Genomic DNA, 27,000 nt, shown 5'->3' on the forward strand with positions numbered 1-27,000 from the left:
TGTGAAATCCTACTTGTCTAGGAAAAATCTTTCGCTATAGGAAATTGTGTATGAGCGATGATCGACCCTCTGCGGGCAGCCTGCCAGGCGATCCGGCGCGTGCACGCCTGCTCGAACTCGCGCAGGCGCGCGGCTCCAGCCTTGCTGCGCTTTCCAAGCTTATCGACCGCAATTCCAGCTATCTGCAGCAGTTCATCCGCAAGGGGAGCCCGCGCAAGCTGGGGGAGCAGGACCGGCGAACGCTGGCCCAGTTCTTCGGTGTCGATGAAAGTGAGTTGGCCCCCGAGATGAGCGGCGTGGAGGAAAAATCCTATGGTGCGTCTCGGTACTCTGCGGGCGACGAGGATTTTCATGCGATCCCGCGCCTCTCGCTCGCCGCAGCGGCGGGGCCGGGGCAATTCGCCAATGGCGAGGCACCGTTCGACAATTTCGGCTTTTCGGGCCGCTGGCTGCGCGAAAACGGGTTCGATCCGAAAATGCTCTCCGCGCTCACCGTGGAGGGCGATTCGATGGAGCCGCTGCTGCGCCACGGCGACGAGATACTGATCGATCGCGGATCGCGGTTCGAGCGGGACGGGGTCCATGTCGTGCGCATGGGCGACACGCTGATGGTCAAGCGGCTGGCGAGCGCGGGGGCGGGGCGGATCGCCCTGCTCAGCCAGAACCTCGCCTACCCGCCGGTGGAGGTGGGGCTGGACGAGGTCGAGGTGCTGGGCCGCGTCGTGTGGAAGAGCGGGCGGTTGTGAGCGCTAAATTACGTCCCGAGACGGATCATCGGCCGATCGGAGTCTCCATGTTTGCGTGCCGCTGTCCGCCTTTCGATAGAAAAAGGTCACCGATGTGTTCTCTCTGACGCATTCTATGATTTCGTCATCGGCTGGCGGACCATGATCGACAGAGGACCAGCTTGCCGAGTCCTCCGATGGCATGACGATCGCGTACCAGTTGCCAGTTGCCTCGTACCACGCTGCCCCCGGACTGCATTTGAGTAGTGCGGAGACAAAGGCCTGATGTTCGCTGCCTGGAGGGGCATTCTCTCCCATTGAATCCATCGACCCGACGACCTTGGTGAAGCCCTTTGGATTGTCGTTTTCGCGATAGAACAGCGGGAAGACGAGTGACGAGCTCTTGGCTGCTTCGTCGACCGCTAGCTCCGGCGCGGCGCCCCGCTCGCTATCATCGGGCCTTCCCTCTTCCTTTGGCGAGCCGCAGCTGGCCAGGATGAGCATGCAGAATAACGAAGGCCAAGGGTTCATGGCGTCACTGTTTGAGCGCGCTGCTTGGGAATGGCAAGCTGCGCGAGAGGAGCAGTCGGTCGAAGGGGGCGAGGCCACCGATCCGGCGCATGATCCTTGCAATCACCTCCACATCAATGGGGCGATCATGCTTGCGGGTCTGGAGCGCGCAGGCGAGCCAGGCAGCGCTGATCAGTCTCGACCGTGACGGAGTTTGGCTCGGTGCCGAAGTACGTATCCCTAACGTTTCTGCGCCGTTTAGAGGATTCTTCACCTTCGAGCGCCATGCTTCCCGCGCAATCCGGGGGACGTGATGATTACCAGACATCTGCTGCGCGACGAGACGGGCACATCGGCGATCGAATATGCGGTCATCATGGCGCTGATCGGGGTCGGCCTCGTCGGGGCGCTCAACGCGCTCGGCACCGAGACGGCGAACAGCTATTCCAATGCGGCGGTTGCGCTGGAGCCTGCTGCGGATGAACCCGCGCCTGCGCCCACGACAACGCCCCCGCGCGTTCCCGGTCGACCGGGCGGGGGCAATCGCGTCCCACGCTAAGGCGATTTGCGTGCCTTCCGGCTTGTTTTTCAGGATGGGGGGCGGCGGTAGTCGGGATCTTTCAGCGACAGCATGTAATCGGTGACCAGCGCGACATCCGCGTCGGTCAGCCCTACATCCATGATGTCCGGGTAGTTGTGCGCATCGCGCAGATATGCGGTCAGCGTTTCGCGGGTCAGCCCGTCGCGGTTGGCGATTTCGGGGAAGGTCGGCGCCTGCGGCAGGGGCGAGAGCGCGCCCGGCGCCACCGCGTGGCAGCTGCCGCACACCGCGCCGACCAGCATCGGCACGCCGTCCGCATCGGTCTGGGCAAGCTCCGCGCGGCTCGGCTGCGGCTCGGCAGCGGTGGCCGACTGCACGGGCGTATCCGGCTGGCAGGCTGCCAGTGCGAGAGTGCCCACGGCTGCGAGCAGGACGAATTGCGGCTTCATGGTCTGCGATCCCTTCTCCAGGCCCTGGGGGAGGGGACCGCCGCCCTTGCCACCGATCAATCGGTGTTCCATCTCGGGGGCATGACCCAGCCCAACGCCTCTTCCCAAGCCTCCCCCATGAAAGCCGCGATCCTGCCGGTGACGCCGCTGCAGCAGAACTGCTCGCTGATCTGGTGTACGCAGACCAACAAGGCCGCGCTGATCGATCCGGGCGGCGATCTCGACAAGCTGAAGGCGGGCGTCGCTAAGGCGGGGGTGGAGCTGGAGAAGATCCTCATCACCCACGGCCATCTCGACCATTGCGGGCAGGCTGGGATGCTGGCGCAGGAACTGGGCCTGCCGATCGAAGGCCCGCACGAGGCGGACCGGTTCTGGATTGCGCGGCTCGATGAAGACGGCGCGCGCTTCCAGATGGAGGCCGCGAGTTTCGAGCCCGACCGGTGGCTGGAGGATGGCGACACCGTCACCGTGGGCAATCTGACGCTGGAGGTGATCCACTGCCCCGGCCACACGCCGGGCCACGTGATCTTCTTCAACCGAGACCGCAAGTTCGCGATCGTGGGCGATGTGCTGTTCCAGGGCAGCATCGGGCGCACCGATTTCCCGATGAGCGATCACCAGAGCCTGATCGATGCGATCACCAAAAAGCTGTGGCCGCTCGGCGACGATGTCACCTTCATCCCCGGCCACGGTCCGACCAGCACCTTCGGTCAGGAACGCCGGACCAATCCCTTCGTGGGCGACGCGGCGCTGGCGTGAGCGCGGTAGCGCCGCTCCCTTGAGAGAGGGGTGCTCAGACCACCCCGAATCCGATCAGCGCGGCGAACACGCTCAGCCCCAGCAGCGTGAGCATGGTGACGATCACACCGATCTGCCTCGGCAGCCCGCCTTTCTCCGCGTCCATTCCCACGCCGTGCAGGATTCGCCCGAACACGAACAGGATCGAGAGGAGGTGCAGCCACATCCCGCCGCGCCCCGTCAGTTCGATCAGCACGATCAGCGCGAGCACGAAGGGCGCGGTTTCGACGAAATTGAGCTGGGCGCGCATCCGCCGGGCGAGCAGGGGATTGCCGCCATCGCCGTGGCCGACCTTGGCCTTCAGCCGCGCGCGGCCGCAGCGCACCGCCAGCCACAGCGCCAGCAGCCCGAACATGGCGGCGCTGGTCAGCGACACCGGCAGCATGATATCCATCGCATTCTCTCCCGTGCAGATCGTACTGGGGGACAGGCTTTAGCGCGGTGTTCACGATGGCCAAGCGCCAAGCTGCGCTTGCATCGCGCGGCAGAATCGGTATAGCGCGCGCCTCTTGCCGCCATTGACGGAGCGTGAGCGCCGCACGACATAGCCGTTGTGCAGGTGCTTCCCCTCGCTTAAGGGCGGCTCTCAAGTATTGATTTTTAACCGTTTAGAACAGGTGCCGCCATGGCCGTCCCCAAGAGAAAAGTATCGCCGCATCGCCGGGGCAATCGGCGCGCGCATGATTCGCTGAAGGTCGAAGCCTTCCATGAATGCGACAATTGCGGCGAATTGAAGCGCCCGCACAACATGTGCGGCCACTGCGGTCATTATAATGGCCGCCTGGTGCTCGAGCCCAAGGGCCTCTGAGCCCATCACGGTAAGGACGTAATCGCATGAGTCTTCCGCGTATCGCCGTCGACGCGATGGGCGGCGACGAAGGCGTGCGCGTGATGGTCGAGGGTGCAGCCCTCGCCCGCCGTCGGCACGAGAAGTTCAGCTTCTTACTGATGGGCGACCGTGCGCAGATCGAGCGCGCGCTGGAGAGCCACCCCGGGCTCGCCGGTGCGGCCGAGATCCGCCATTGCGAATCGGTGGTCGAGGGCGAGGACAAGCCTTCGCAGGCGCTCCGCCGTGCCAAGGGCACATCGATGGGCGAGGCTGTCGCCGCGGTGAAACGCGGCGAAGCCGGCGCTGCGGTCAGCGCGGGCAATACCGGTGCGCTGATGGCGATCAGCAAGGTCGCGCTGCGCACCCTGCCGGGGATCGACCGGCCCGCGCTCGCCGCATTGCTCCCCACGCTCGAAGAGCAGGACGTCATCATGCTCGACCTCGGTGCCAATACCGAGTGCGACGCGCGCAATCTCGTCCAGTTCGCGATCATGGGTGCGGCCTATTCCCGCATCGTCACCGGGCGCCCCCGCCCGCGCGTGCGACTGCTCAATATCGGCACCGAAGACATCAAGGGCACCGGCGAAGTGCAGGAAGCGGCAAAGCACCTGCGCGCGGCCAAGACGCTGGCGATCGACTTCGACGGCTTCGTCGAGGCGGACAAGATCAACCGCGGCGATGTCGACGTGGTGGTGACCGACGGTTTCTCCGGCAATATTGCCTTGAAGGCGATCGAAGGCTCGGCCCGGTTCGTGACCGACCTGCTCAAGACCGCGTTCCGCTCCTCGCTGCGGTCCAAGATCGGCTTCCTCGTCTCGCGCCCCGCGACCGAGCTGCTGCGTCATCATCTCGACCCCAACAACCACAACGGCGCGGTCTTCCTCGGCCTCAACGGCGTGGTCGTGAAAAGCCACGGCAGCGCCACGGCCAATGGCGTCGCCAACGCGGTCGCAGTGGCAGCACGGCTGCTGGAAGAAGACCTCACCGCGCGGATCGGCGAAGACCTTGCCGAGCTGGGCGACAGCCTGATGGCCAATGGCCACCGTACCCCCAGCGACTCCAGCAAGATCGAGAGCAGCGCCAAGTGATCCGCTCCCTCATCCGCGGGGCTGGCTCTGCCATGCCCCAACGCGTCGTGACCAATGAAGAGCTGGCAGGCCGGCTCGACACCAGCGACGAGTGGATCGTGGAGCGCACCGGCATCCGCCAGCGCCATATCGCGGGCGAGGGGGAAACCACCGGCACGCTGGCGATCGCGGCTGCGCGCGCCGCGCTCGCCGATGCGGGGATCGACGCGAAGAAGATCGACCTGATCGTTCTCGCCACCGCGACGCCCGACAACACCTTCCCCGCGACCGCCACCAAGGTGCAGGCCGCGCTGGGCTGCAGTGGCTGCCCCGCGTTCGACGTGCAGGCGGTATGCTCCGGCTTCCTGTACGCGATGACCACCGCCGACGCGATGCTGCGCAGCGGGCAGGCGACCTGCGCGCTGGTGATTGGCGCGGAAACCTTCAGCCGCATTCTCGACTGGGAAGACCGCACTACCGCCGTGCTGTTCGGCGACGGGGCGGGCGCGATCGTACTGGAAGCGCAGGACGTCGCCGAGGGCACCGCGAAGAGCGAGGGGCCGGGCATCCTGACCTCGCAGCTTCACGCCGACGGCGCGCAGCACGACCTGCTCTATGTCGATGGCGGGCCCTCGACCACGCAGACCGTGGGTCATCTGCGGATGAAGGGGCGCGAGGTGTTCCGCCACGCGGTCGGCAATCTGGCGCAGGTGCTGGGCGATGTGGTCGCCAAGGCAGGCATCACCGTCGACCAGATCGACTGGGTGGTGCCGCACCAGGCCAATATCCGCATTCTGGAAGCGACCGCCAAGAAGCTGGGCCTGGCGCCCGAAAAGGTGATCGTCACGGTCGACCAGCACGCCAACACATCTGCCGCATCCGTGCCGCTCGCCTTCGCTGCCGCGCGTGCCGACGGGCGGATCAAGCCGGGCGATCTGGTGCTGTTCGAAGCGATGGGCGGCGGGTTCACCTGGGGCGCAAGCCTGGTCCGGCTCTGAACACCGCGCAGCCGGGTGGGGCCCGCGAATCGCCGATGGTGCAAAAAACGCTGTGTCGCATTTGCGGCACCACGTAATCATTGCTAGGCTTTCGGCGGTTTATCGAGGCTCTTTCGAGAACACCCGGCAAGAACAGAAAAAGGGATTCCTCACGATGTCGCGCTCGGCGGGTACGCTGACCAGGGCCGATCTGGCCGAAACCATCAATCGCAAACTCGGCTTCAGCCGCGCGGAATCGCTGGCGCTGGTCGAATCGATCCTCGCGCATATGTGCGATTCCCTGAAGGACGGCGAGAACGTCAAGATTTCCGGCTTCGGCAGCTTCGTGCTGCGCGACAAGAAGGAACGCGTCGGCCGCAACCCCAAGACCGGGGTCGAGGTGCCGATCACCCCGCGCCGGGTGATGACCTTCCGCGCCAGCCAGACCCTGCGCGACCGGATCGCAGACGGAAGCTGACATGGCCCGCCGCAGCTTCGACGATGGCAAGGACGCAGACGCGCTTCGGACCATCGGCGAGCTTGGCAAGGCGCTTGGCATAAAGGCCCACGTGCTGCGCTATTGGGAAGAGCAGTTCCCGATGCTGCAGCCTCTGAAGCGGAGCGGAGGCCGTCGGTATTACCGGGCCGACGATGTCGCGCTGGTCGAAACGATCGACCGGCTGGTGAACGGCGAAGGCTACACTCTCAAGGGCGCACGCGCGGCGATCGAGAAGGGGCGGGCAGGCATGAATCCTGCAGACGGGGACGACGAGGAACCAGAAGCACCGCGCGAGGGCGTGCGCCGTTACCTGACCGCGCGCGACCTGCCCGATCACGACGAACCGTCCGCACAGCAGCCGCACCCGCGTCTGCGCCGCGCCGCCGACCGGGTCTTGCTCGACGAGTTGAAGGCGATCCGCGAGGGGCTGGCCGCAGCGATTGGCGACTAGGCGCCGCGGGCGTGGATCCGACTGCTGGGCCTACTCCGCTGCCAGCAGTTCGGCGGCTTGCAGGTCCACGCTGACGAGGCGGCTGACGCCCTTCTCGATCATGGTCACCCCGAACAGGCGGTGCATCCGGCTCATCGTGACCGCATTGTGCGTCACGATCAGGTAGCGCGTGCTGGTCTCTTGCGTCATCGCCTCCAGCAAGTCGCAGAAGCGGTCGATATTGGCGTCGTCGAGCGGAGCGTCGACCTCGTCGAGCACGCAGATCGGCGCAGGATTGGTCAGGAACAGCGCGAAGGTGAGCGCGATCGCGGTCAGCGCCTGTTCCCCGCCCGATAGCAGCGTGAGCGATTGCAGCCGCTTGCCCGGTGGCTGGGCGTAGATCTCCAGCCCCGCCTCCAGCGGATCGTCGCTGTCGATCAGCGCGAGATGCGCGACGCCGCCTTCAAACAGGCGCGCGAACAGTTTCTGGAAATGCGCATCGACCTGCTCGAACGCGGCGCGCAGCCGTTCGCGCCCCTCGCGGTTCAGCTGTCCGATGGAACCGCGCAGGCGATGCACCGCTTCGGTCAGTTCCTCGCGTTCGGCGGTGGTCGAGCCGTGCTCTTCCTCGATCTTGGCGAGTTCGTCGGCGGCGACCAGATTGACCGGGCCGATCCGTTCGCGCGATTGGGTCAGCTTGTCGAGCGCTTCGGACTCGGTCTCCCGGTCGGCCACATCTGCTTCGTCGAACTCGTATGCGGCGGGCAGCAGCGGCGGGGGCTTGTGGAAGCGCTCGCCCGACACGCGCGCCATCTCGCTGCGGCGCGCATCCTCGTTCTCGGCCTGGTTGGCCAGCTGGGCGCGGCGCTCGCGCGCTTCGGAGAGCGCTTCGTTAGCGGCGCGCTGCGCGGAGTCGGCGGCGTCGGCTGCCGCCTGTGCGGTGTCGAGCGTGTCCTGCAGGGTGGCGAGCCGCGCGGCGGTTTCGCGGTGGCTGGTCCGCGCAGTTTCGATGTCGTGCGCCAACCGCTCGGGCTGATCGCCGACCTGTTCGCGCGCGGTGGCGATCTCGGCAAAGCGGCTGTCCATCTCCGCCAGTCGGCGCGCGGCCTCGTCCGCCCGGCGATCCCAGTGCGCGCGGTCGGCGCGATGGGCGGAGACCCGCTCCTTTGCGACCGCGAGCGCCTGTTCCTGCGCCGCGCGCGCGGCGGTGGCGGCGGAGAGCTGCGCACGTGCGGTTTCATGGGCGGAGCGGGCCGCATCGCGCCGTGCGGCGAGCGCTTCGGGATCGGTCAGCCCGGCCAGCGTCGCCTGCGCTGCCTCCAGCTCGCGCGTCGCGGTGGCGCGCTGGTCGGCGAGGTCGGTGCGCGCCTGTTCGAGCTGGCGCGCGCGTTCGGCGTGGCTGGCAAGCGCCGCCTCCGCGCGGTCGAGCGCACGCAACGCCTCGCGCTCGGCCTGCGCAGCGGCTTCGCGCTCGCTTTCGGCGCGGGAGAAGTCCGCCTGTGCCGCATCGAGCGCGGCGCGCGCTTCGCCCACGCGGGCCTCGGCACTGGCGGCGGACTGCTGCAATTCGGGCAGGCGCTCGGCCAGCGCGGCGAGGCGGTTGGCCGCTTCGAGCCGCGCCGCCTCCGCGCCGCCCTCGCCGCGCACGACCAGCCCGTCCCACCGGCGCAGCGCGCCTGTCAGCGTCACCAGCCAAGTGCCCGGCTCCAGAGCCCGGCCATCATCCGCCTCGACCACCTGCACCCGCGCAAGGCGCGCGCGTAGTTCCTCGGGGCAGTCGCCGAGATGATGCAGCAGCGAATCGGCGACCGGCTCGGGCTGCGGCGCGCCGGTCCAGAAGCGTCCATCCTCCGCCTCGGGCATTGCGCCCAGCGGGCTGCGGCCATCGCGCCCCAGCACTGCGGCCAGCGCCGCCTCGTATCCGGGCGCGGCACGCACGCGATCGAGCGCGACCGGCTTGCCCGCCTTGGCCGCGCGCGCCCTGTCACGGGTGCGCTGGTCCTTCTCCAGCGCAGCGTGTTCACGCTCCACCCCGGCGAGTTCGGCGCGTGCCTCGGCGAGCGCTTCCTGCGCCTGCTCCAGCGCGGTGCGCGCGGCATCGCGCGCCTCGCGGCGGCCTTCGATCCTCCCGGCCAGCGCCTCCTGCGCTTCGCCAGCTTGCGTTGCTGCAGCCTGCGCCTCGGCGAGCGCCTGCGCGGGGTCCTGCGCGCCCGCCTGCTGGCGCGCGCTCTCCTCCAGCCGTTCGGCCTCGCTCGCAAGCTTGGCGATCCGCCGCTCCGCCGCGTCGAGCGCGGCGCGCGCAACCCGCCATTCGGCATCGAGCGCGGCGTAGTCCGCATTGGCGCGCGCGAGCTCCAGCTCTGCCGAACGTTCGGCCTGCTCGGCCCGCTCGGCATCCGCGATCACCTGCGGCAGCGCAGCCTCGGCTTCCCCACGCGCCTTCTCGCTCGCCGCCAGTTCGGCTTCGAGCCGCTGTAGCGCATCCGCCGCATCGCGCCCGGTGCGCCCGTAATCCTCGCGATCCTCTTCCAGCCGCGCGGCCTGCCGGTCGAGATCGGCGAGCCGGGCGAGCGCGGCGTCACGCTCTTTTTCCAGACTGGCGAGCCGCTGCTCCTGCGCGCCCGCATCGGTTCGCGCGGCGACCAGTGCATCGCGTGCATCGGCGAGTTTCTCGGCCGCATCGCGCTGCGCCGTCTCGGTCTCGCCCGCGCGCGTCTTGGCCGCCTCGACCGCTGCCTCCGCCTCGCCCGCCGCCTTGCGCGCGGCCTGCGCGCTGGCTGCCGCATCGCGCCAGCGGGCGAATACCAGCCGGGCCTCGGCGACGCCGATCTCGTCGGTCAGCTCTGCATAGCGTTCCGCCTGCTTGGCCTGCCGCCTGAGCGAGGTAATCTGGGTGTCGAGCCCGGCGAGCAGGTCTTCCAGCCGGGCGAGGTTGCTCTCGGTCTGGCGCAGCTTGCTCTCGGCATCCTTGCGCCGCACGTGCAGCCCGGCGATCCCCGCCGCTTCTTCCAGCATCGCGCGCCGCTCGACCGGCTTGGCCGCGATCATGTGGGCGATCTTGCCCTGGCTGACGAGTGCGGGGGAGTGCGCGCCGGTAGCGGCATCGGCGAAGGCGAGCGCGACGTCCTTCGCCCGAACGTCATTGCCGTTGACGCGGTAGGCGCTGCCCGCACCCCGCTCGATCCGGCGGATGACCTCCAGCTCGTCGCCGGAGTCGTCCGCGCCGGTCAGCACCACTTCGGCGAACTGGCGCGGCGGGCGCTCGGCCGTGCCGGCAAAGATCACGTCCTCCATCCCGCCCGAGCGCATCGACTTGGCGGAGGTTTCCCCCATCACCCAGCGGATCGCTTCGAGCAGGTTGGATTTGCCGCAGCCGTTGGGGCCGACGACCCCGGTCAGCCCGGGTTCGATGCGCAGGGTTGCGGGCTCGACGAAGCTCTTGAAGCCAGACAGGCGAAGCTGCCGGATCTCCATCCGCCGTGCCCGCTACCCGCGCCTAGCGCGCGCCCGCGCGCTGGAGGGCCGCTTCGACCGCTGCCCAGCTCGATTCGTCGAGCTTCTTGCCGTTGAGCACGAAGGTCGGCGTCTGGGTGATATCGTCCTGCGTGCCGTAGGTCTGCGAGAGTTCGGCCGTCCTGGTCAGCTGACCCGCATCGGCGAGGCAGGTGCGCGCCTGATCGCGGCTGATTCCGCGCGAGGCGAAGAAATCGAGCAGGCCGGCGGTTTCGCCGAACGCGACGAAGCGCTGGTCTTCCGGCAGGTTGAGCGCGGATTCGAGTTGCGGGCCGCGCTCCTGCAGCGGTTGCATGATCGTGGGCAGGTTGGCCCAGACCTGGTCGGCCAGCGGCACCGCCTGTTCGGGCGTGCCGCAATCGACCAGGCGGGTCAGCGCGAGATCGAGCGGGCCGTGGATCACGAAGCTGCGGAATTCGAAGCTGACCCGGCCGGTGTCGACATAGTCGTTCATCAGCGGCTCGCTTGCCTGCATCGAGAAGGCGGCGCAGGCGGGGCAGGTGAGCGAGCCGTATTCGACCAGCTTGATCGGCGCATCCGGGTTGCCGACGAGATAGCCGCCGCGATCGGTCTTCTGCGCGATTTCGGACCATACCTGGCCGTCGGGCGCGGAGACTTCGGCCACCGGCTCGCCACTGATGGAGGCTTCGGCGTCATCGCCCGAGCCGCAGGCGGCCAGGCCGAGCGTGAGCGGCAGGGCCAGCGCGGTAAGGGCGAAGGTTTTGGAGCGGATCACGGATTTGATCGGGGCATTCATCGGGCGGTCCTTTTCGTGCCGATTGGAAAGCTTAGGCGGAAGGTCTGGCGATTCGGAAGGTGCGGGATGCGGGTTCTCCACCGGCACCGCTTCCGGGCAACGCTAGTCGGCGGGCGGCGCGGATGCACCCGGCGCGCCCGCGTCGGCCAGCGCTTGTTGCAGCTGGTCCCAGGTGTGCACGCCTTCCAGCATGGTGCCGTTGACGACGAAGCTGGGGGTCGGGATCGGGCCATACGTCTCGACATCAGCCTCGATCGCGCCCTCGATCCTGTCGGCCAGCGCCTGGTCGGCGAGGCACCGGTCCAGCTCCACCCGGGTATACCCGCGCCGCTCGAAAATCGCGTAGAGGTTGAGGTCGCTCGCCACCGCGCGGCGGCGCGTGGCCTTGTCGCCGTTGAACCAGCGGTCGGTTTGCGCCTTGGTCGCCAGCCGCATCAGCGCATTGTATTGCGGCTGCGCCATCATCAGCGCGGAATGGTTGCCGGGGAATTTCTCGGGCGCGCCGCAGCGGGCCATCATCGCCGCGGTGAGATCGACCGGGTTGGCCGAGACATCGCGGTATTCGTAGCGCAGATCGCCCTTCGAGACATAGCCGAGCTTTAGCACTTCCTCCCCCTGCATCGCGAATTCGCGGCAATGGGGGCAGGTGTAGCTGATATATTCGGTCAGCGTGACAGGCGCGTCGGGATTGCCGACGATGTGCGAAACCGGCGTGCGCTCGACCGTCTGCAGCCAGTCCTGTGCCGCAGCCGGGCTCGCCAGACCGGCCAGCATCAGCAGCAAGGCACCCATGATACGCGTCATCAATGCGTTTCTCCGTTCGTGTCGTCGCCCAGCGTGCGCGCGAGTCCTTCAAGCACGGCGCGCAGTTCGGGATCGCCGATATCGCGCAAAGACTCGCCCAGTTCCATCGGAATCGGCTTGAGTTCGGGCGGCCTCGTGCTGCGTTGCGGCTCTACCGCGCGCGGCTGAACCGCACCTTGCCGCAGCTTGACCCGCGCGACCGCGCGATAGCCGAAGAAGCGGTTGGTCCGCTCGATGATTTCGGGGATCACATGCTGGATCAGCGGCGCGTGGGCGGGCGCGACCACCAGCTGGAGGATGCCGTCGGCGCGCTCTCCCGGCGGGAAGCGGATCGATTCGGGCGCGCAGACCTTGGCGTGGTCCGGCCCGACGATCTCCGGCCAGCGGGTCACGACCGAGCTCTGCACGAAGCCGTAACGGCGGAACGCGGTGCGCCCGACCTGGGGCATCAGATCGCCGACCGGCTTAACCCCGCTGCCGCGCGAGCGCTCGAACGGGCGCACGTTTCCGGTTTTTGGGCCGGTCTTCTTCGCGCTTTTCCTGCCGGTCGCGGATTTGGGGGGAGGCTTGCGTTCCATCGCGCGGCCACCGATGCCATAGGCGGCGCGTGACCACCAGAGAGACCTGTGCGCAAATCCCGGCCCGGCTGCTGGCCTGGTACGACGAGCACGCCCGCGCGCTGCCGTGGCGCAGCGCTCCGGGCGAGCCGCCTGCCGATCCCTATCGCGTGTGGCTGTCCGAGATCATGCTGCAGCAGACCACCGTAGCGGCGGTGAAGCCCTATTTTGATGCGTTCACGACCCGCTGGCCCACTGTCGAAGCACTCGCTGCCGCGCCGCAGGAAGACGTGATGGCCGCGTGGGCGGGGCTGGGCTATTACTCGCGCGCGCGCAATCTTGTGAAGGCGGCGGGCGTGGTCGCCGAGCGGGGCGGTTTTCCCGATACCGAGGAGGGGCTGCGCGCGCTGCCCGGCGTGGGTGCGTACACCGCAGCCGCAATCGCCGCGATCGCCTTCGGACGGCGCGCGGTGGTGGTCGATGCCAATGTCGAGCGGGTGGTCGCGCGTCTGTTCGCGATCGATACTCCGTTGCCGGGTGCGAGGGCGGCGATCCGCGAAGGGGCGGATCTCATCACCCCGGACGAGCGCAGCGGCGATTTTGCGCAGGCAATGATGGATCTGGGCAGCCGCATCTGCACTCCGCGCGCTCCGAACTGCGACGCCTGCCCGCTCGCGGGCGATTGCGCGGCGCGCGAACACGATCCCGAGCGGTTGCCGGTCAAGGCTGCGAAGAAGACCAAGCCCGTGCGGCAGGGCAGGGCTTATTGGATCGAGCGCGAGGGGGCGGTGTGGCTGGTCCGGCGAGCGCCGCAGGGAATGCTCGGCGGAATGCGCGCGCTGCCCGACGATGGCTGGTCGGCCGCAGGCGATGGATCGGGCGATCCGCCGGTGGACGGCGCGTGGGAAGAGGCGGGCGTGGTACGCCACACCTTCACGCACTTCGTAATCGAACTGACCGTGCTGCGGCTGGAAAGCGCGCAGGAGAGCGGGCTGGCGCAGGGCGAATGGTGGCCGGTCGAGCGGATCGACGAGGCGGGCCTGCCGACCCTGTTCGCCAAGGCCGCCCGGCTCGCGATCGCGGCGCGCGAACGCCTGCTCTAGTCCGCCGCTAGAGGAGGCCGCCGCCCAGGAACAGCCGGATCACCGCAAGGATGGTCACGATGATGCAGAAGGTCCGCCCGCTGGTGCTCGACGACAGAAAGCCGAGGATAATCCCGAGGATCAGGAACGGCATGGCGAAATAGTTCGCCCAGCCCAGAAACGGGATGGTTGCGGGGATGACGATGATGAGGCCGACGATTCCGAACAGCCAGGAAAGGATGTTGAGCATGTGTCTTATATGGTTAACGCACCTAGTGCTGGCAAGACAGAAAATGCGCGATTGACGGCAGACGGGCGGGCTTTAAGTTTCGCCGCGAAACGGATTAGCGGAGACAAGAGATGGCCTATCGGGAATTCACGGACAGCGGTCTGTCGCGTCGCGGCCTGCTGCGAGGCGGGGCCTATCTCGCGGGCGGATCGATGCTCGCGAGCCTGCCTTTTGGCAGCGCGCTGTTCGCCCACGATGTCGGCGAGGCATGGCCGCACCTCTCCGCCGAGATCGAGAAATACCTGTCCGAAAAGAAGCTCGCCAACGCGATCGCCGCGCTGGGCTGGAAGCAGGACCCGCACGCCCACTCGGTCGGCGGTGGCACGCTGGCGCTGGGAGGCAGCACCAAGGCCGACCTCAACTCGCTCTACCGCATCTATTCGATGACCAAGCCGATTACCGGGATGGTCGCGATGCAGCTGATCTCCGAAGGCAAGATGGCGCTCGACCAGCCGCTGTCCGACATCCTCCCCGCCTTTGCGCAGATGCAGGTGCAGAAGGAATATGACGGCGCGATCAGCGAGGATAATCTCGAACCGGCGAAGAGCCCGATCACGATCCGCCAGCTGCTGACGCACACCTCCGGCCTTGGCTATCAGATCATCCAGCAGGGCGCGCTCAAGGACGAATATTACCGGCTGGGCCTCGCCCCGGGTCAGGTGAGCCGGATGCCGATTCCCGGCATCCCGACGATCGAACCTGCCGAAAGCCTCGAGCTCTTCGCCGACCGGCTTGCCACCGTGCCGCTGGTCTATCAGCCGGGCACCAAGTGGTCCTACTCGGTCGGGCTCGACCTGATGGGCCGGGTGATCGAAGTGGTCGAAGGCAAGCCGTTCGATCGGGTGATGCAGGACGTGATCCTCGGCCCGACCGGGATGACCAGCACCTTCTTCACCGTGCCGGAAAGCGAAGTCGGGCGGCTGACCACCAATTACGGAATCCTCAACGGGCAGATCTTCCCAATCGACCCGGCGGCATCCTCGATCTACCTCGACAAGCCTGCCTTCCCCTTCGGCGGCGCGGGCCTCGTCAGCAGTCCGCACGATTACGACCGCTTCCTGCGGATGCTGCTGGGCAAGGGCATGATCGACGGCACCCGCGTGCTGAGCGAGGCTGCGGTCAATATCGGCACCTCGAACATCCTGCCCGGCACGGTCGATCTCACCGGATCGTGGGTCGAAGGGCAGGGCTTCGGCGCAGGCGGGCGCGTGGTCGACAAGGCGTTCGGCTGGGGCGGCGCTGCGGGCACGGCGGCCTTCGTCGATTTCGCATCGGGCCTGCGCGCCGGGTTCTTCGCCCAGTACATGCCGAGCGAGGCCTACCCCATCCAGGGCGAATTCCCCGATTTGGTGCGCAAGGATCTGGCCGCCGCAACCAATGGCTGATCGTACCACGTACCCGATCGCATTCTCGGGCTCCCCGCTCGACCGGGCGGACAACATGCGCGCCGATCCCGATGCGCTGGCCGGGATGATGAACTGGAAGGCGCGGCTGCTGCTGCTCGACGGGCTGATGCCTTCTATGGATGACGGCGGACGGCTGGCGTGGGGCACGCTGGCCGATGCGCCGCAGGATGCCGAGCTGGTGTTCCTCGGCATCGACCGGGCGGATGGAGGCGAGAAGGCGTGCTTCGCCGCGGTTCCGCCGCAGGGCGATGCCCGCCCGCGCATGGCCAACCCGCAGCTGTGGTCGCTGATGACCAGCCTCGCGCCCGACCAGCTGGCGCTGTACGGCGGCGCGCGCAGCATCATCGACTGGCACGCGCGGCACCGCTTCTGCGCGCAATGCGGCCACCCGACGCATGTCGCCAAGGGCGGCTGGCAGCGCAATTGCGACACCGATCAAGGCTGCGGCGCGCAGCACTTCCCGCGCACCGACCCGGTCACGATCATGCTGGTCGAATATGACGGCAGACTGCTGCTGGGGCGCGGGCTCGGCTGGCCGGAGGGGCGTTATTCCGCGCTCGCCGGGTTCGTCGAGCCGGGCGAAACAATCGAAGAAGGCGTCGCGCGCGAGGTTCTGGAAGAGACCGGCGTGGTGGTGCGCGATGTATCCTACATCCTCAGCCAGCCGTGGCCTTTCCCCAGCCAGCTGATGCTCGGCTGCATGGCCTATGCGGACGACGACGCGATCACGCTGGACGAGACGGAGCTGGCCGAGGCCGGCTGGTTCACCCGCGAGGAGGTGGAGGCGGCACTGGCAGGGCGCGACGACGCACCCATCGTCGCGCCCCCGCCGCACACGATCGCGCATCAACTCTTCCGCTGGTGGATCGCCCAATGACGCAGACGCTTACGATCGACATCTGGTCCGATGTCATGTGCCCGTGGTGCCTCGTCGGCTGGGGTGGCTTGCGGCAGGCGCTGGACCAGCTCGATGGCGAGATCGACGCGCAGCTCCGCTGGCACGCGTTCGAGCTCAATCCCGATATGCCGGAAGAGGGCGAGGAGCGCACCGCGCATATCGCGCGCAAGTATGGCCGCACAATGGAACAGTCGCGCGGCGTGCAGGACCAGATGCGCGAGGCGGCGCAGCGCGCGAGCGTCTCGCTCGATTATGAGGGCGGCGAGCCTGCTCCCGATGCGATGATGTGGAACACGCTCGCCGCGCACAAGCTGCTGACATGGACGCTGGAAGAGCATGGGCCTGAGAAGCAGACCGAGCTCAAGCTTGCGCTGTTCCACGCGCATTTCAACCAGCGCCGCCGGATCGGCGAGCACGCTGTGCTGCTCGATATTGCAGAAGAGGTCGGGCTGGACCGGGAGGCCGCACAGGCCGCGCTCGAAAGCGAGGAGTACACCGCGAAAGTCCGCGCAGAGGAACGCGCGGCGTACGAGATGAACATCACCGGCGTGCCCGCAATGGTGGTCGCGGGCAAGTTTCTGATCCCCGGCGCCCAGCCTGCCGAAGCCTATGCCGATACGCTGCGCCGGGTGGCGGAGAAGGTGGCGGATGCTGGCTAGGTTCGCACTGGCGCTGCTGTGCTGGCTCGGCATTCTTGCCGCCAGCCCCGCTGCCGCCGACGAACCTCGCAATTTCATCTACACCGGCGAACTGGCGGAGCATCTCGACCTGCTCGATCGCCCCGATATCGAGGGTGCGCAGGTCGTCTATCCGTGGCGGATGCTCGAACCCGAGAAGGGCGAATACGATTTCAGCGCGATCGAGGCGGACCTTGCGCGCACCGATGCGCGGGGCAAGCAGCTGTTCGCGCAGATTCAGGACCGCTTCTTCCTGCCGACCGCGCGCAACGTGCCGCAATATCTGCTCGACGATCCCGAATATGGCGGGGGGCTCGCGCGGCAGTACGATAACCCGGGCGAGGGCGAGCCGGAGGGGCAGGGCTGGACCGCGATGCAGTGGAACCCCGCCGTCCGCGCGCGCTTTCAGGCGCTGTTGCAGGCGCTGGCGGAGCGGTTCGATGGGCGCCTCTATGGGGTGAACCTGCCCGAAACCTCCTTCGATCCGCTATCCGAAGAGGGCGGAGAGGACGGCTTTACCTGCGATGCCTATTTCGCCGGCACGCTCGACAATATGCGTGCAGCCCGCGCGGCTTTCGAGGAAACGCAGGTGGTCCAGTACATCAATTTCTGGCCCTGCGAGTGGAACAACGACCACCGCTATATGGAGCGTGCATTCGCGCTCGCGGTGGAGCAGGGGATCGGCACGGGCGGGCCGGACATCGTGCCGCACAGGCGCGCGCAGATGAAGAACAGCTACCCCTTCTTCAATCGCCACAAGGACGATCTGCCGCTGATCGCGATGGCAATCCAGGAGCCGACGCTGAGCTACACCAACCCCGAAACGGGCAAGAAATTCGCCCGCGAAGAATTCGTCGCCTTCGCGCGCGACTATCTGCGCGTCGACGTGATCTTCTGGAGCGTGGAAGCGCCGTGGCTGGCTGGCGACCGGACACAAAAAACCCCGCCATCGCGGGCGGGGCTTTCTGTAGGCGGATAATCAGCCTTCGGCTTGCTGTGCGCGCAGCTTGGTGACGGCCTGCTCTGCCCGCGCTTGCAGGTTCTTGTCGGTCTGGAGTGCGGCACCAATACTGTTGAAGCGTGTCGGCGTCAGCTGGGCCTGCGAGAGGATCTGGATCGCCTTCTGATCCTTCTCCGCCTTCTCCATCTCGGCATTCTGCTGAAGATTGCCGATCATCGACGCGGCGATGATGAAGTTCTCCAGTTCGGAGTCCGAAACCGGCGCCATTTCCGTGGCGGCGGGTGCCTCTGCCTGCTGGGCCAGCGCGGGCTGCGCGGCGATGGCGAGGGATGCGGTGGCGATCGTGCTGAGTAGAAGCTTCATGAAAGTGTCTCCCGTTCGTGGAAAATCGATACGGGTGCGCACCTCGTGACGACCGGCGCGTGGCTCAACCATACCGCGCCGGGCCGTGAATGAGTTTGGACGAGTGGGGCGCGCCAGAGGGAAAAGCGCCGCCCCACCCGGAAAAGCGATCAGGCCTGATTGCCGTTCTTGATCGCGCGCATGGTCTTCTCACCCTTGCGCGCATCCTGTTCGGGATTGTCCGAGCCGACGGTGGGCTCGCGGTTGTCGGGATCGGTCGCGCGGTTGAGCTCGTCGCGCGCGCCGACGCGGCGATTGACGTCGCCCTCGGCGCGGCCCTGCTGCGAAGGCGTGGCTTCTTCGGTGATGCGGTCGATCAGCTCATTGTCTGGGTGACGCGATTGGCGTTCGGGCATAAAAATTCTCCTTTCCCCTTCAATGGTTAGAGGCAGGGGAGCGTTCCGATTTTCCGCAACTCGCGACTAGATCAGGCCGAGCCGTTGCAGCTTGGTCGCCAGCGCGCCGGGGAGCACGTCGCCGACCTCCTCGCCTTCCGCCAGATCGCGCGGGGGCTCGCCCTTGAGGTAGCGCCAGCCCTGGTGCGCGCGTTTGGGCTGCGGATAGACCGGGATCAGCCGCGGCTCGAGGTCGATCGACCAGCGGCCGTTGTCGGTCTCGCTGAAGCCGAGGATTCCGCTGCGCGCGACAAGGTTGTGCTGGTGGATCCAGAACAGCGACCCGCCGATGCATTCCTCCCACCGCGTCGGGCGATAGCGGGTGGTGAGATTGGGGCTGCGCCGGTTGGCGTACCAGCTTTCGAGGTCGGCAAAGCTCTGCGCGCCGAACGCGATCTTGGTCAGGTTGAGCGGCATGAGGGTGAGGTAGGGGCTGTGTGGTCGCGCATCAACTTGCCCGACAATCAACCGACCCGTCGCCCCGGACTTGATCCGGGGCAAGGCTACCTTTGCAGTGTTGCTGAAAGGAAGCTGGACCCCGGATCAAGTCCGGGGTGACGGGGGGGTGATGAATTAATGACTCACGCTCACCAACCCGCTTACGACGGCATTCCGATGAACCGCCGCCGTTGACCGCTATGTTCGGGCGACTACGCTGCGCGCCCCATGCGCAAACTTATCGCCATTCTGCCATTTGGGCTGCTCGTATGGGGATGCACCGATTTCACTGAGCCGGACGTACTCGATCCTTCTCCCGTCTTGGGGTGCTACCTCGCTGCAGAGGGGCCTTCTCTTAGCGTTCAGTCCAATGGCGTTCGGGTCGGACAAAGCTCGGAAATCCTCCCGCTTCGCTACGAACAGCACAAAGTAGGGATGGTTCTCGAGATACCGATGATTGCCTCAGTGGACAGAGGCAAGTTGGAGATACGGTCAGGAGACACACACCTATACAGAGTTCTAAGGACCAATGAAGGACCCGTCATACGGGTGGCGGCCAACCCGGATGGAACGCTATGGCGCTATGAACGACGTTCACAAGATCCTTGCTGATGCGAAGTCTGGAATTGGGTCTTTAGCTGACCGGCTGGCAGAACTAACCCACCAACCCGCTCGCCACCGCCAGCCCGAGGAACGCGAAGAAGCCCATCGAGTCGGTCACCATCGTCACGAACACAGACGAAGCGACCGCCGGGTCCTGCTTGGCGCGTTCGAACAGCACGGGGACCAGCACGCCTGCCAGCCCCGCGGTCACCACGTTGATGACCATCGCCAGCGCGATCACGCCGCCCAGCTTCCAGTCGAACACCAGCGCGGTCGCGAGGCCGACCAGCACCGCGATGGTTACGCCGTTGAGGATCGCGACGCGCATTTCGCGCCATAATATCCTGCCCGTATTGGCGCGGGTCAGCTGGTTGGTGGCGATCGCGCGGACAGTCACCGCCATGGTCTGCGTGCCCGCATTGCCGCCGATGCTCGCGACGATCGGCATCAGGATCGCGAGCGCCACCAGCTGCTCGATCGCGGCGCCGAACGCCGCGATGATGAGGCTGGCGACCAGCGCGGTGCCCAGGTTCGCGACCAGCCAGCGCACGCGGCTGGAGAAAGCTTCGCGAATCGGCTCGTTGATGTCGCCGTCGCCCGCACCCGAGAGCAGCAGGGCGTCCTCGCCCGCTTCTTCGGAGATGATGTGGACCACGTCGTCGACCGTCATCTGGCCGACCAGCCGCCCGGTCGAATCGATCACCGCGGCGGAGATCAGCGCGTATTTCTGGAACATCAGCGCGACCTCTTCCTGATCCATCAGGACCGGAATGACGGTCTGGTCGCGCTTCATCACATCGGTCAGTGCGACTGCACGCGGGGTGGTCAGAATCCAGCTGAGCGCACAGGTGCCCACCGGGTGGTGCGCCTCGTCGACCACGAAGACTTCGAAGAAATCGCCCAGCAGCGTGCCGTGGACGCGCAGGTAGTCGATCAGGTCGCCGACGGTGAAATGCTCGGGCACCGCGACGAATTCGCGGCTCATCAGGCGGCCGGCGGTCTCTTCCGGGTAGGACAGCGCGCTTTCGATCGCGGCGCGGTCCTCCGCGTCCATCTCGGCGAGGACGGCTTCGCGTTCGTCCGCGCCCATGTCCTCGATCATCTGGACCGCGTCGTCGGTTTCCAGCTGCTCCGCGATCAGGGCCACTGCCTCGGCGGGCATGCCCTCCATCATTTCTTCGCGAACCCAGTCGTTCAGCTCGGCGACGACCTCGCTGGTCATCAGGTCGCTGATCGCGATGGTCAGCTCGGCACGCTGGTCATTGTCGAGCAGTTCGAGCAGGTCGGCGACGTCGGCCGGGTGGAGCGGCTCGACCAGTTCGTAGAGTTCGCCGCGCCGGTCTTCCTCCAGCGCGGTGCGCACGGCGCGGAGATATTCGGGCTTGAGGCGGTTTTCCTCGTCGTGCCGCTCGTCATCGACGCGGTCGTCGGGGCGGCCGCCTTCGTGGGTATCGTCCTCGGCTGCCAGATCGGCAGGGTCGATCGTTTCGTCGAGGAGAGGATCGGCGCTCATGGCTTTGCGCCCCTAAGCGGATGCGGGGCAAAAGCAAGTCGCAGACGCAGCGCAGGGTGACAGGCGCGCGCGCTGCCGCTAGCCGGGCGGCAAGGCAAATTTGCAAGGAGATTCCCCATGGCCGAGAAACTGACCCTCACGCTCGACACCGGCGACGGCGAAAACAAGGACGTCGTCATCAAGCTGCGCCCCGATCTGGCGCCCGGCCATGTCGAGCGGATTACCGAACTGGCCAAGGACGGGTTCTATGATGGCGTGGTGTTCCACCGCGTGATCCCCGGCTTCATGGCGCAGGGCGGCGACCCGACCGGCACCGGGATGGGCGGCAGCGACAAGCCCGACCTGAAGGCCGAGTTCAATTCCGAACCGCACACCCGCGGCACCTGCTCGATGGCGCGCACCCAGGTGCCCGACAGCGCGAACAGCCAGTTCTTCATCTGCTTCAACGACGCGGAATTCCTCGACGGCCAGTACACCGTGTGGGGCCAGGTCGAGAGCGGCATGGACCACGTCGACGCGCTGCCCAAGGGTGAGCCGCCCGCACAGCCGGGCAAGATCGTGAAGGCGAGCGTTTCGTAACTCCGCCTTGATCAGCGCCAGAGCAGCGCAATGACAAGAAGGGCCCCCTCCGTGCGAGGCGGGCCCTTTTTCGTGCCTAGAGCCCAGCCTTGACCAGCCAGTCGTGGAACATGCGCACGGGGCGCTCTTCCAGCGCGCCGGGCTTGCACACGAACCAGTAGGAATAGGGGCTTTCGACCTCCGCGTCGTAGAGGTTGACCAGCCGGTTGTCGGCCGCGCGGCGGCGGTGGTCGTCGTGCATGATCGCGATGCCCAGACCCTGCGCCGCGGCGGCGAGCATCAGCTGGCCCGAATCATAGTGATCGATCGCGGCGGGCTCCAGATCGGTGAGATCGAGCGCGGCCTTCCACGCGGTGAAGCTCTCGGGCAGCCCGTTGTGGATCAGGAAGGTCTGTCGCGCGAGCAGGCCCGCATCGGGCGTGTCGCCCAGCGTCGCCGCCAGTTCGGCATTGGTGATCGCATGAACCTTGTTCTCGTCCAGCCGCACCGCGTGCAAGCCAGCGCTGGGCCGGTTGGAGAGGATGATCGCCGCGTCCAGCGTATCGCCCACCCGGTCTTCCAGATGGGGGCCGGTGTCGATGTCGATATGCAGGATCGGGTGCAGCCGCCGCAACTCGGCAAGGCGCGGGAACAGCCGCTGGGTGCCGAACAGCGGCAGGACGCCCAGGTGCAGGCGAAGCAGGCTGGTGCTTTCCGACTGGCCTTCCACCGCGCGGGCGAGCGCTTCGAAATGCGGCAGCACCGCCTCGTGAAACGCCGCGCCTTCGTCGGTCAGCTGCATTGCCTGGCGGGCGCGGGTGAACAGCTTCTTGCCGATGAACTCTTCCAGCGTGGCGATCCGCCGGCTGAGCGCCGAGGGGCTGAGCCCGAGCTGGTTAGCCGCCGCACGGGCGGAGCCCAGACGGACGGTGTGCATGAACGCTTCGAGCGAGCGCAACGGGGGGAGGCGGCGGTTGACCATCAGGGCGACCTTGGCAGGATGGCCGGGCGCGCAAAAGCCCTATTTTTGGCAAGTTGCCGGGGCATGGCGGCGCGCGAGCCTACTCCTCCTCGCTGGCATCCTCGTGTGCGTGCAGGCGGACTTTCTTCACGTGGGTTTCGTCGCCCTCGATCACCTCGATCGTCCAGCCATTGGGATGCTCCACACTGGTGCCGACCTGCGGCACCTGTTCGGCGAGGATGAAGGTCAGGCCGCCCATAGTGTCGACCGATTCCTCCACCTCGGCCAGCGCCGGGTCGATCCGCTTGGCAATATCCTCCAGCTCGGCGCGGGCATCGATTTCCCACACGCCGTCGCCGATCGGGGTGATCCAGTCCTCCCGTTCGTCGTCATGCTCGTCCTCGATCTCGCCGACGATCTCCTCGACCAGATCCTCGATCGTGATGATCCCGTCGGTGCCGGAGAACTCATCGACCACGATCGCGAGGTGCATGCGTTTCGCGCGCATGTCGGCCAGCACGTCGAGCGCACCGCGGCTCTGCGGCACGTAGAGCGGTTGGCGCATCAGCGTCGTCCATTCCGCAGGGGCCGGCTTGCCGCCGGTGAGGAAGGGGAACACGTCCTTGATGTGGATCATCCCGATCACATCGTCGAGCTGCTCGCGATAGACCGGCAGGCGCGAATGGCCGTGTTCGGTGAACACCTCGAGCAGCTCCTCCCATGAGGCACCGGCTTCCACCGCGACGATCTCGCCGCGCGGGATCGCCACGTCGTCCGCATCGTGTTCGCTGAAATGGAGGAGATTGCGCAGCATCTCGCGCTCTTCGCGCGACAGATCGCCGTCGTCGTGCGAATCGCCGCCCTGGGCTTCTTCCTCGCCCTCCTCGCGATCGCGTTCGTTGATTGCGTCCTCGATCTCGCGCCGCAGGCTGCGTTCGCTGCCCTGGCCGTTCAAGAACTTGCGCATGGCGAGCCAGAGCCCGCCTCTACTGTCCGCGTCTCCCGCGCCAGCAGACTTGTCGCTATCGTTTTCGGGCATGGCCCTGGAATGCTCTCCTGTTTCTCAAGCGTCACCATATGGGTCGGGCAGGCCCAGCAGTGCAAGCGCCTTCACCTCCAGCGCCTCCATTTCCTGTGCGTCCGTAGGCGAGATTTCATGATCGAGCCCCGCGAGATGGAGCAGGCCGTGGACCACCAGATGGCTTGCATGTGCCTCCAGCGCGATGCCTTTCTCGGCCGCTTCGCGTGCGCAGGTCTCATGCGCGAGCGCGATGTCGCCCAGCAGTGCGGGCGGGCCATCGGGGGCGAGATCGAGCAGTTCGTCGCGCTCCAGCATCGGGAAGCTGAGCACGTTCGTGGGCTTGTCCTTCTCGCGCCAGTCGCGGTTCAATTCGTGGACCTGCGCATCGGAGGTGAACAGGATGCTCACCTCCAGCCGCGCATTCGCCAGCGCGGGCTCGACCTGAGCGGCAGCATCCGCCGCGCGGCTCGCCAGCGCATCCCATTCGCCATCCGGCCAGTGCTCCACGTCGATCTCAAGCTCCATGACGCCCTCCGCAAGGAGAGCGCCTGACACACCTGACACACAGTCCAGGGACTGAAAAAACGGCCCGCCTGCGAAGTCCGGGTGAGGAGGGCTCAAGGGAGGGCGCGCGCGTGATCATCGATGCTCCCCTAGCGAATCCGGGTCTGGGTAGGAAAGTGTGCTGATGGCACGCCTAGACCGGAGTGGCCGACAGTGCTTCGCGCCAGTGCGCGACCCGGTCTTCTAGGCGGGAGGTGCGGATGAAATCGGTCACATCGTCGGGGAGGTCGAGCGTTTCGAGGATCTCGAAGCTGAAAGCTGCCTCGCCGTGCTCCTTCCACGCAGCCTGAAGCTCGCGGCGCGGGTGGCCGCCGGTGCGCATGGTGAAGCGCTGGCGGTTTTCGATCCCCGAAAGATCCTTCGCGCCGCCGACCCAGACGCGGTCCTCCCCGGCGAAGCGCAGCGCGTATACTCCGGTTGCGATCGTGCGGTCCTTGTATGCCGCGATCGCGGCCTTGCGGGCTTCGCCCTTCATGACTCGTTCCTTTCGGCCCGGTCTATTATTACCCGGGTTATATTGACGCAAGGATTTTATCCGGGCAATAATCGTGCATGACCGATTTTGCCGACATCGCCGCAACTGCCTTTGCGGGCCACAACCTGCTCGCCTCCGGCCCGCTCGACCTGGTGGCGCTTGCGGTGCGCAAGGCGGAACGGGAGGGGGCCGACGGCCCGCTGCTGGTGTTCGACGATGCCAGCGGCAGGGTGATCGATCTGGATCTGCGGGGCAGCGAGGCGGACGTGCTGGCCCGGCTTGCGGATCGCGGAGCGGCGAAGCCCGGCCCGGCGCAAGCCCAGGAAAAGCCGCGCGGGCGCGGGCGGCCCAAGCTCGGCGTGGTCGGGCGCGAGGTGACCCTGCTGCCGCGCCACTGGGACTGGCTGGAGCAGCAGCCGGCCAGCGCGTCTCAGGTGATCCGCCGGCTGATCGACGCCGCGCGGCGGGAGGAGGGCGGTGATGCTGTCGCCGCTGGCCCCGCTGACCCTGTTCACCCAGTTCGCGCGACGCGGCCCGTGCCGCGCAGGGTCCGTGCCGAACGGACTTATCGCGTGATGACGGACCTGGCGGGCGACCAACCGGGCTACGAGGAAGCGCTGCGCGCGCTGTTCGTTGGCGATGACGCCGCCCTCGCCGCAAACATCGCCGACTGGCCTGGCGATGTGGCCGCCTATGTGCATCGGCTTGCAGGACTGGAGGAGGCAGACGGATAGCGGTAGCGGGAGACCCCGCCGGGAACATTTGGTTTTACGGCGAGTTAGGAAACACCGCGCAACGCGAAGGGCCGCCTTGAATATCGATTTTCTCGAACTGGCCGAAGCCTCGCCCAACCCGTACGTCCTGATGGATCGGGACTTGCGGCTGGTGTGGATGAACCGGGCGTATTGCGCGGTCACGATGCGTGCGCGTGAGGACATCATCGATCGCAAGATGTTCGATGCCTTCCCCGCCGATCCGGATTCGGAAAGCTATCGCCTGCTTCGGGAGTCGCTCGACCACGTGCTCGAAACGGGCGAGCCGGACGAGATCGCGCTGATCCGCTACGACATTGCGCGCCCCGATGGCGGGATGGAAAGCCGCTACTGGAGCGCAACGCACACGCCGCTTCACGGGGCGGATGGCAAGCCCGATTACATCCTCCAGCACACCGTCGACGTAACCGAACTGCAGGAACTGCGCCGCCTGCGTGACGAGATGGGCGTGTTGCGCCGCGCGGACGCGGTGCAGGCGCGCAACCGCAGCCTCGAACGCGAGAGCCAGCGGCTGCTCGAATTCTTCCAGCAGGCTCCCGGATTCGTCGCGGTTCTGGGCGGGCCGACCCATGTGTTCCAGATGGCCAACGCAGCCTACCTCCGGCTGGTCGGCCGCGACGATCTTGTCGGCAGGACGGTGGCAGAGGCCTTGCCCGAAGTCGCCGCGCAGGGCTTTATCGACACGCTCGACGAGGTGTACCGCACGGGCGAAGCCTATATCGGGCGGCGCGAGCCGGTGCTGCTCGACGGAGACCGCGAACCTGCCCACGCCAGGCGGGTGCTCAACTTTATCTTCCAGCCGATTTCGGATGGTGACGGTGCGATTACCGGCATCATCGTGCAGGGTGCCGACGTGACCGAAGAGGTCGAGTACGAGGAACGGCAGGAACTGCTGATTCAGGAGCTCAACCACCGGGTCAAGAACACGCTGGCGGTGGTGCAGAGCATCGCCCAGCAGACCTTCCGCACCGTGCCGGATTCCGCGCCCGCGATGGCCACCTTCAAGGCGCGGCTGCACGCGCTGGCGGCGGCGCACGGCTTGCTCACCGAATCGAGCTGGAGCCCGGCGAGCGTGCGCGAGATCGTCGAGCTCACGGTGGGAGCAACCTTCGGTTCGCTCGACGATCGCGTGCTACTCGACGGGCCCGATTTCCTGCTCAACCCCGAGGTCGCGCTGGCGCTGACCATGATCGTGCACGAGCTGACCACCAATGCGATCAAGTATGGCGCGCTCTCTGGCGACGACGGCCAGGTGCACATCGAGTGGTCGGTGAACGCAGGCGAGGATTGCGACGTGCTGTCGCTGACCTGGCGCGAGCGGGGCGGGCCGCCCGTTGCGCACGCTCCGCGCGAAGGCTTCGGCACCCGGCTGATCCGCACCGGGATAACCTCCAGGCGCGGAACCTCGGTCGATCTGCGGTTCGAGCCCGAAGGCGTGGTCTGCGCGCTGGAGGTGATGCTCGAATGCGGTGCCCATCGCGCGCCGAGCGCAGAGGGCCCGATCAGATCATCCGTCATTCCGGACTGA

At 66.8% G+C, this 27,000-nt stretch carries 33 protein-coding genes; 17 read left to right on the plus strand and 16 right to left on the minus strand.

Annotated features, from left to right (window positions below):
- The first annotated feature begins 50 nt into the window (after nt 1–50).
- Nucleotides 51–746, plus strand: coding sequence for a LexA family transcriptional regulator (locus KYN89_RS09540; RefSeq protein WP_222824818.1), 696 nt, complete (start codon nt 51–53; stop codon nt 744–746).
- A 3-nt stretch (nt 747–749) separates the two neighbouring features.
- On the opposite strand, the gene KYN89_RS09545 is transcribed toward KYN89_RS09540, so the two are convergent.
- Nucleotides 750–1,229: a hypothetical protein gene (locus KYN89_RS09545; RefSeq protein ID WP_222824819.1), complete on the minus strand. Its 480-nt coding sequence runs from the start codon at nt 1,227–1,229 to the stop codon at nt 750–752.
- On the opposite strand from KYN89_RS09545, the gene KYN89_RS09550 reads away from it, so the two are divergent.
- Together KYN89_RS09550 and KYN89_RS09555 are read left to right on the plus strand one after the other, a co-directional pair.
- Entirely contained in the window at nt 1,228–1,443 is a 216-nt protein-coding gene (locus KYN89_RS09550) for a hypothetical protein (protein ID WP_222824820.1), read from the plus strand. The two genes, KYN89_RS09545 and KYN89_RS09550, sit on opposite strands and share 2 nt — an antisense overlap.
- A 105-nt stretch (nt 1,444–1,548) precedes the next feature.
- Entirely contained in the window at nt 1,549–1,794 is a 246-nt protein-coding gene (locus KYN89_RS09555) for a Flp family type IVb pilin (RefSeq protein WP_248285099.1), read from the plus strand.
- 29 nt (nt 1,795–1,823) lie between these two features.
- On the opposite strand, the gene KYN89_RS09560 is transcribed toward KYN89_RS09555, so the two are convergent.
- Nucleotides 1,824–2,297, minus strand: coding sequence for a cytochrome c (locus KYN89_RS09560; RefSeq protein WP_248285100.1), 474 nt, complete (start codon nt 2,295–2,297; stop codon nt 1,824–1,826).
- A gap of 45 nt (nt 2,298–2,342) precedes the next feature.
- Here KYN89_RS09560 and KYN89_RS09565 point away from each other — a divergent pair, with 45 nt between their 5' ends.
- Nucleotides 2,343–2,984 (plus strand): MBL fold metallo-hydrolase, encoded by a 642-nt coding sequence (locus KYN89_RS09565; protein ID WP_222824930.1) that lies wholly within the window; start codon nt 2,343–2,345, stop codon nt 2,982–2,984.
- 34 nt (nt 2,985–3,018) lie between these two features.
- On the opposite strand, the gene KYN89_RS09570 is transcribed toward KYN89_RS09565, so the two are convergent.
- Entirely contained in the window at nt 3,019–3,417 is a 399-nt protein-coding gene (locus tag KYN89_RS09570) for an MAPEG family protein (protein WP_222824822.1), read from the minus strand.
- A gap of 231 nt (nt 3,418–3,648) precedes the next feature.
- On the opposite strand from KYN89_RS09570, the gene rpmF reads away from it, so the two are divergent.
- The 5 genes from rpmF to KYN89_RS09595 are packed head-to-tail and all read left to right on the plus strand — an operon-like array spanning nt 3,649 to nt 6,846.
- The gene (rpmF, locus tag KYN89_RS09575) at nt 3,649–3,831 is read left to right on the plus strand and encodes a 50S ribosomal protein L32 (RefSeq protein ID WP_010234375.1); all 183 of its coding nucleotides are present in this window, start codon (nt 3,649–3,651) and stop codon (nt 3,829–3,831) included.
- Between the two features lie 26 nt (nt 3,832–3,857).
- Complete coding sequence (gene plsX / locus KYN89_RS09580; protein ID WP_197635500.1) at nt 3,858–4,940, plus strand: phosphate acyltransferase PlsX; 1,083 nt, start codon at nt 3,858–3,860, stop codon at nt 4,938–4,940.
- Nucleotides 4,937–5,917, plus strand: a complete 981-nt coding sequence (locus tag KYN89_RS09585; protein WP_346727223.1) for a beta-ketoacyl-ACP synthase III — start codon at nt 4,937–4,939, stop codon at nt 5,915–5,917. The genes plsX and KYN89_RS09585 overlap by 4 nt, the downstream gene beginning before the upstream one ends.
- 52 nt (nt 5,918–5,969) lie before the next feature.
- Entirely contained in the window at nt 5,970–6,374 is a 405-nt protein-coding gene (locus KYN89_RS09590) for an integration host factor subunit alpha (protein ID WP_255351380.1), read from the plus strand.
- Between the two features lies 1 nt (nt 6,375).
- Nucleotides 6,376–6,846: a MerR family transcriptional regulator gene (locus KYN89_RS09595; protein WP_197635501.1), complete on the plus strand. Its 471-nt coding sequence runs from the start codon at nt 6,376–6,378 to the stop codon at nt 6,844–6,846.
- Between the two features lie 30 nt (nt 6,847–6,876).
- Here the strand turns inward: KYN89_RS09595 and KYN89_RS09600 are convergent, their stop codons facing one another.
- The 4 genes from KYN89_RS09600 to KYN89_RS09615 all read right to left on the minus strand — a co-directional run bounded on the left by KYN89_RS09600 (nt 6,877) and on the right by KYN89_RS09615 (nt 12,477).
- A complete protein-coding gene (locus KYN89_RS09600) occupies nt 6,877–10,299 on the minus strand; it encodes a chromosome segregation SMC family protein (protein WP_222824823.1) in 3,423 nt (1,140 codons plus the stop codon).
- Nucleotides 10,300–10,321: 22 nt separating this feature from the next.
- A complete protein-coding gene (locus KYN89_RS09605; RefSeq protein WP_222824824.1) occupies nt 10,322–11,095 on the minus strand; it encodes a thioredoxin domain-containing protein in 774 nt (257 codons plus the stop codon).
- Nucleotides 11,096–11,197: 102 nt separating this feature from the next.
- Nucleotides 11,198–11,899: a thioredoxin domain-containing protein gene (locus KYN89_RS09610; protein ID WP_222824933.1), complete on the minus strand. Its 702-nt coding sequence runs from the start codon at nt 11,897–11,899 to the stop codon at nt 11,198–11,200.
- Nucleotides 11,899–12,477, minus strand: coding sequence for a DUF721 domain-containing protein (locus tag KYN89_RS09615; protein WP_222824825.1), 579 nt, complete (start codon nt 12,475–12,477; stop codon nt 11,899–11,901). The genes KYN89_RS09610 and KYN89_RS09615 overlap by 1 nt, the downstream gene beginning before the upstream one ends.
- Nucleotides 12,478–12,506: 29 nt before the next feature.
- On the opposite strand from KYN89_RS09615, the gene KYN89_RS09620 reads away from it, so the two are divergent.
- Entirely contained in the window at nt 12,507–13,559 is a 1,053-nt protein-coding gene (locus tag KYN89_RS09620) for an A/G-specific adenine glycosylase (RefSeq protein WP_222824826.1), read from the plus strand.
- A gap of 7 nt (nt 13,560–13,566) precedes the next feature.
- Here KYN89_RS09620 and KYN89_RS09625 read toward each other — a convergent pair whose 3' ends face one another.
- Complete coding sequence (locus tag KYN89_RS09625; RefSeq protein ID WP_222824827.1) at nt 13,567–13,788, minus strand: hypothetical protein; 222 nt, start codon at nt 13,786–13,788, stop codon at nt 13,567–13,569.
- Between the two features lie 110 nt (nt 13,789–13,898).
- Here KYN89_RS09625 and KYN89_RS09630 point away from each other — a divergent pair, with 110 nt between their 5' ends.
- From KYN89_RS09630 to KYN89_RS09645, 4 genes are read left to right on the plus strand one after another with little or no spacing between them, the layout of a single operon-like run.
- Nucleotides 13,899–15,212, plus strand: coding sequence for a serine hydrolase domain-containing protein (locus tag KYN89_RS09630; protein WP_222824828.1), 1,314 nt, complete (start codon nt 13,899–13,901; stop codon nt 15,210–15,212).
- On the plus strand, nt 15,205–16,110 hold the full coding sequence (gene nudC / locus KYN89_RS09635; RefSeq protein WP_222824829.1) for an NAD(+) diphosphatase: 906 nt from the start codon (nt 15,205–15,207) through the stop codon (nt 16,108–16,110). Before KYN89_RS09630 ends, nudC begins: the two co-directional genes overlap by 8 nt.
- Nucleotides 16,107–16,790 carry a DsbA family oxidoreductase gene (locus KYN89_RS09640; RefSeq protein ID WP_222824830.1) on the plus strand — a complete coding sequence of 228 codons (684 nt, stop codon included), beginning with the start codon at nt 16,107–16,109 and terminating at the stop codon, nt 16,788–16,790. Before nudC ends, KYN89_RS09640 begins: the two co-directional genes overlap by 4 nt.
- A complete protein-coding gene (locus KYN89_RS09645; RefSeq protein WP_248285102.1) occupies nt 16,780–17,787 on the plus strand; it encodes a hypothetical protein in 1,008 nt (335 codons plus the stop codon). Before KYN89_RS09640 ends, KYN89_RS09645 begins: the two co-directional genes overlap by 11 nt.
- Here KYN89_RS09645 and KYN89_RS09650 read toward each other — a convergent pair whose 3' ends face one another.
- From KYN89_RS09650 to mgtE, 4 genes are all read right to left on the minus strand, one after another.
- Nucleotides 17,788–18,132 carry a DUF4168 domain-containing protein gene (locus KYN89_RS09650; protein WP_054523685.1) on the minus strand — a complete coding sequence of 115 codons (345 nt, stop codon included), beginning with the start codon at nt 18,130–18,132 and terminating at the stop codon, nt 17,788–17,790.
- A 149-nt stretch (nt 18,133–18,281) separates the two neighbouring features.
- Nucleotides 18,282–18,527, minus strand: a complete 246-nt coding sequence (locus KYN89_RS09655) for a hypothetical protein (protein ID WP_222824831.1) — start codon at nt 18,525–18,527, stop codon at nt 18,282–18,284.
- Nucleotides 18,528–18,593: 66 nt separating this feature from the next.
- A complete protein-coding gene (locus KYN89_RS09660; RefSeq protein WP_222824832.1) occupies nt 18,594–18,983 on the minus strand; it encodes a DUF1489 family protein in 390 nt (129 codons plus the stop codon).
- Between the two features lie 676 nt (nt 18,984–19,659).
- Nucleotides 19,660–21,120: a magnesium transporter gene (gene mgtE / locus KYN89_RS09665; RefSeq protein WP_222824833.1), complete on the minus strand. Its 1,461-nt coding sequence runs from the start codon at nt 21,118–21,120 to the stop codon at nt 19,660–19,662.
- A gap of 117 nt (nt 21,121–21,237) precedes the next feature.
- Here mgtE and KYN89_RS09670 point away from each other — a divergent pair, with 117 nt between their 5' ends.
- Nucleotides 21,238–21,699 carry a peptidylprolyl isomerase gene (locus KYN89_RS09670; protein WP_054526160.1) on the plus strand — a complete coding sequence of 154 codons (462 nt, stop codon included), beginning with the start codon at nt 21,238–21,240 and terminating at the stop codon, nt 21,697–21,699.
- Between the two features lie 76 nt (nt 21,700–21,775).
- On the opposite strand, the gene KYN89_RS09675 is transcribed toward KYN89_RS09670, so the two are convergent.
- The 4 genes from KYN89_RS09675 to KYN89_RS09690 all read right to left on the minus strand — a co-directional run bounded on the left by KYN89_RS09675 (nt 21,776) and on the right by KYN89_RS09690 (nt 24,699).
- The gene (locus KYN89_RS09675; RefSeq protein WP_010234435.1) at nt 21,776–22,660 is read right to left on the minus strand and encodes a LysR substrate-binding domain-containing protein; all 885 of its coding nucleotides are present in this window, start codon (nt 22,658–22,660) and stop codon (nt 21,776–21,778) included.
- 79 nt (nt 22,661–22,739) lie between these two features.
- Nucleotides 22,740–23,678, minus strand: a complete 939-nt coding sequence (locus KYN89_RS09680; RefSeq protein ID WP_222824834.1) for a hemolysin family protein — start codon at nt 23,676–23,678, stop codon at nt 22,740–22,742.
- A gap of 24 nt (nt 23,679–23,702) precedes the next feature.
- On the minus strand, nt 23,703–24,185 hold the full coding sequence (gene ybeY, locus KYN89_RS09685; RefSeq protein ID WP_222824835.1) for an rRNA maturation RNase YbeY: 483 nt from the start codon (nt 24,183–24,185) through the stop codon (nt 23,703–23,705).
- Between the two features lie 172 nt (nt 24,186–24,357).
- On the minus strand, nt 24,358–24,699 hold the full coding sequence (locus tag KYN89_RS09690) for a GIY-YIG nuclease family protein (protein WP_222824836.1): 342 nt from the start codon (nt 24,697–24,699) through the stop codon (nt 24,358–24,360).
- A 77-nt stretch (nt 24,700–24,776) separates the two neighbouring features.
- On the opposite strand from KYN89_RS09690, the gene KYN89_RS09695 reads away from it, so the two are divergent.
- Nucleotides 24,777–25,433, plus strand: a complete 657-nt coding sequence (locus KYN89_RS09695; protein ID WP_222824837.1) for a DUF2239 family protein — start codon at nt 24,777–24,779, stop codon at nt 25,431–25,433.
- 76 nt (nt 25,434–25,509) lie between these two features.
- A complete protein-coding gene (locus KYN89_RS09700; RefSeq protein ID WP_222824838.1) occupies nt 25,510–27,000 on the plus strand; it encodes a sensor histidine kinase in 1,491 nt (496 codons plus the stop codon).

The organism is Alteriqipengyuania abyssalis (assembly GCF_019857185.1).
GTDB lineage: Bacteria > Pseudomonadota > Alphaproteobacteria > Sphingomonadales > Sphingomonadaceae > Alteriqipengyuania > Alteriqipengyuania abyssalis.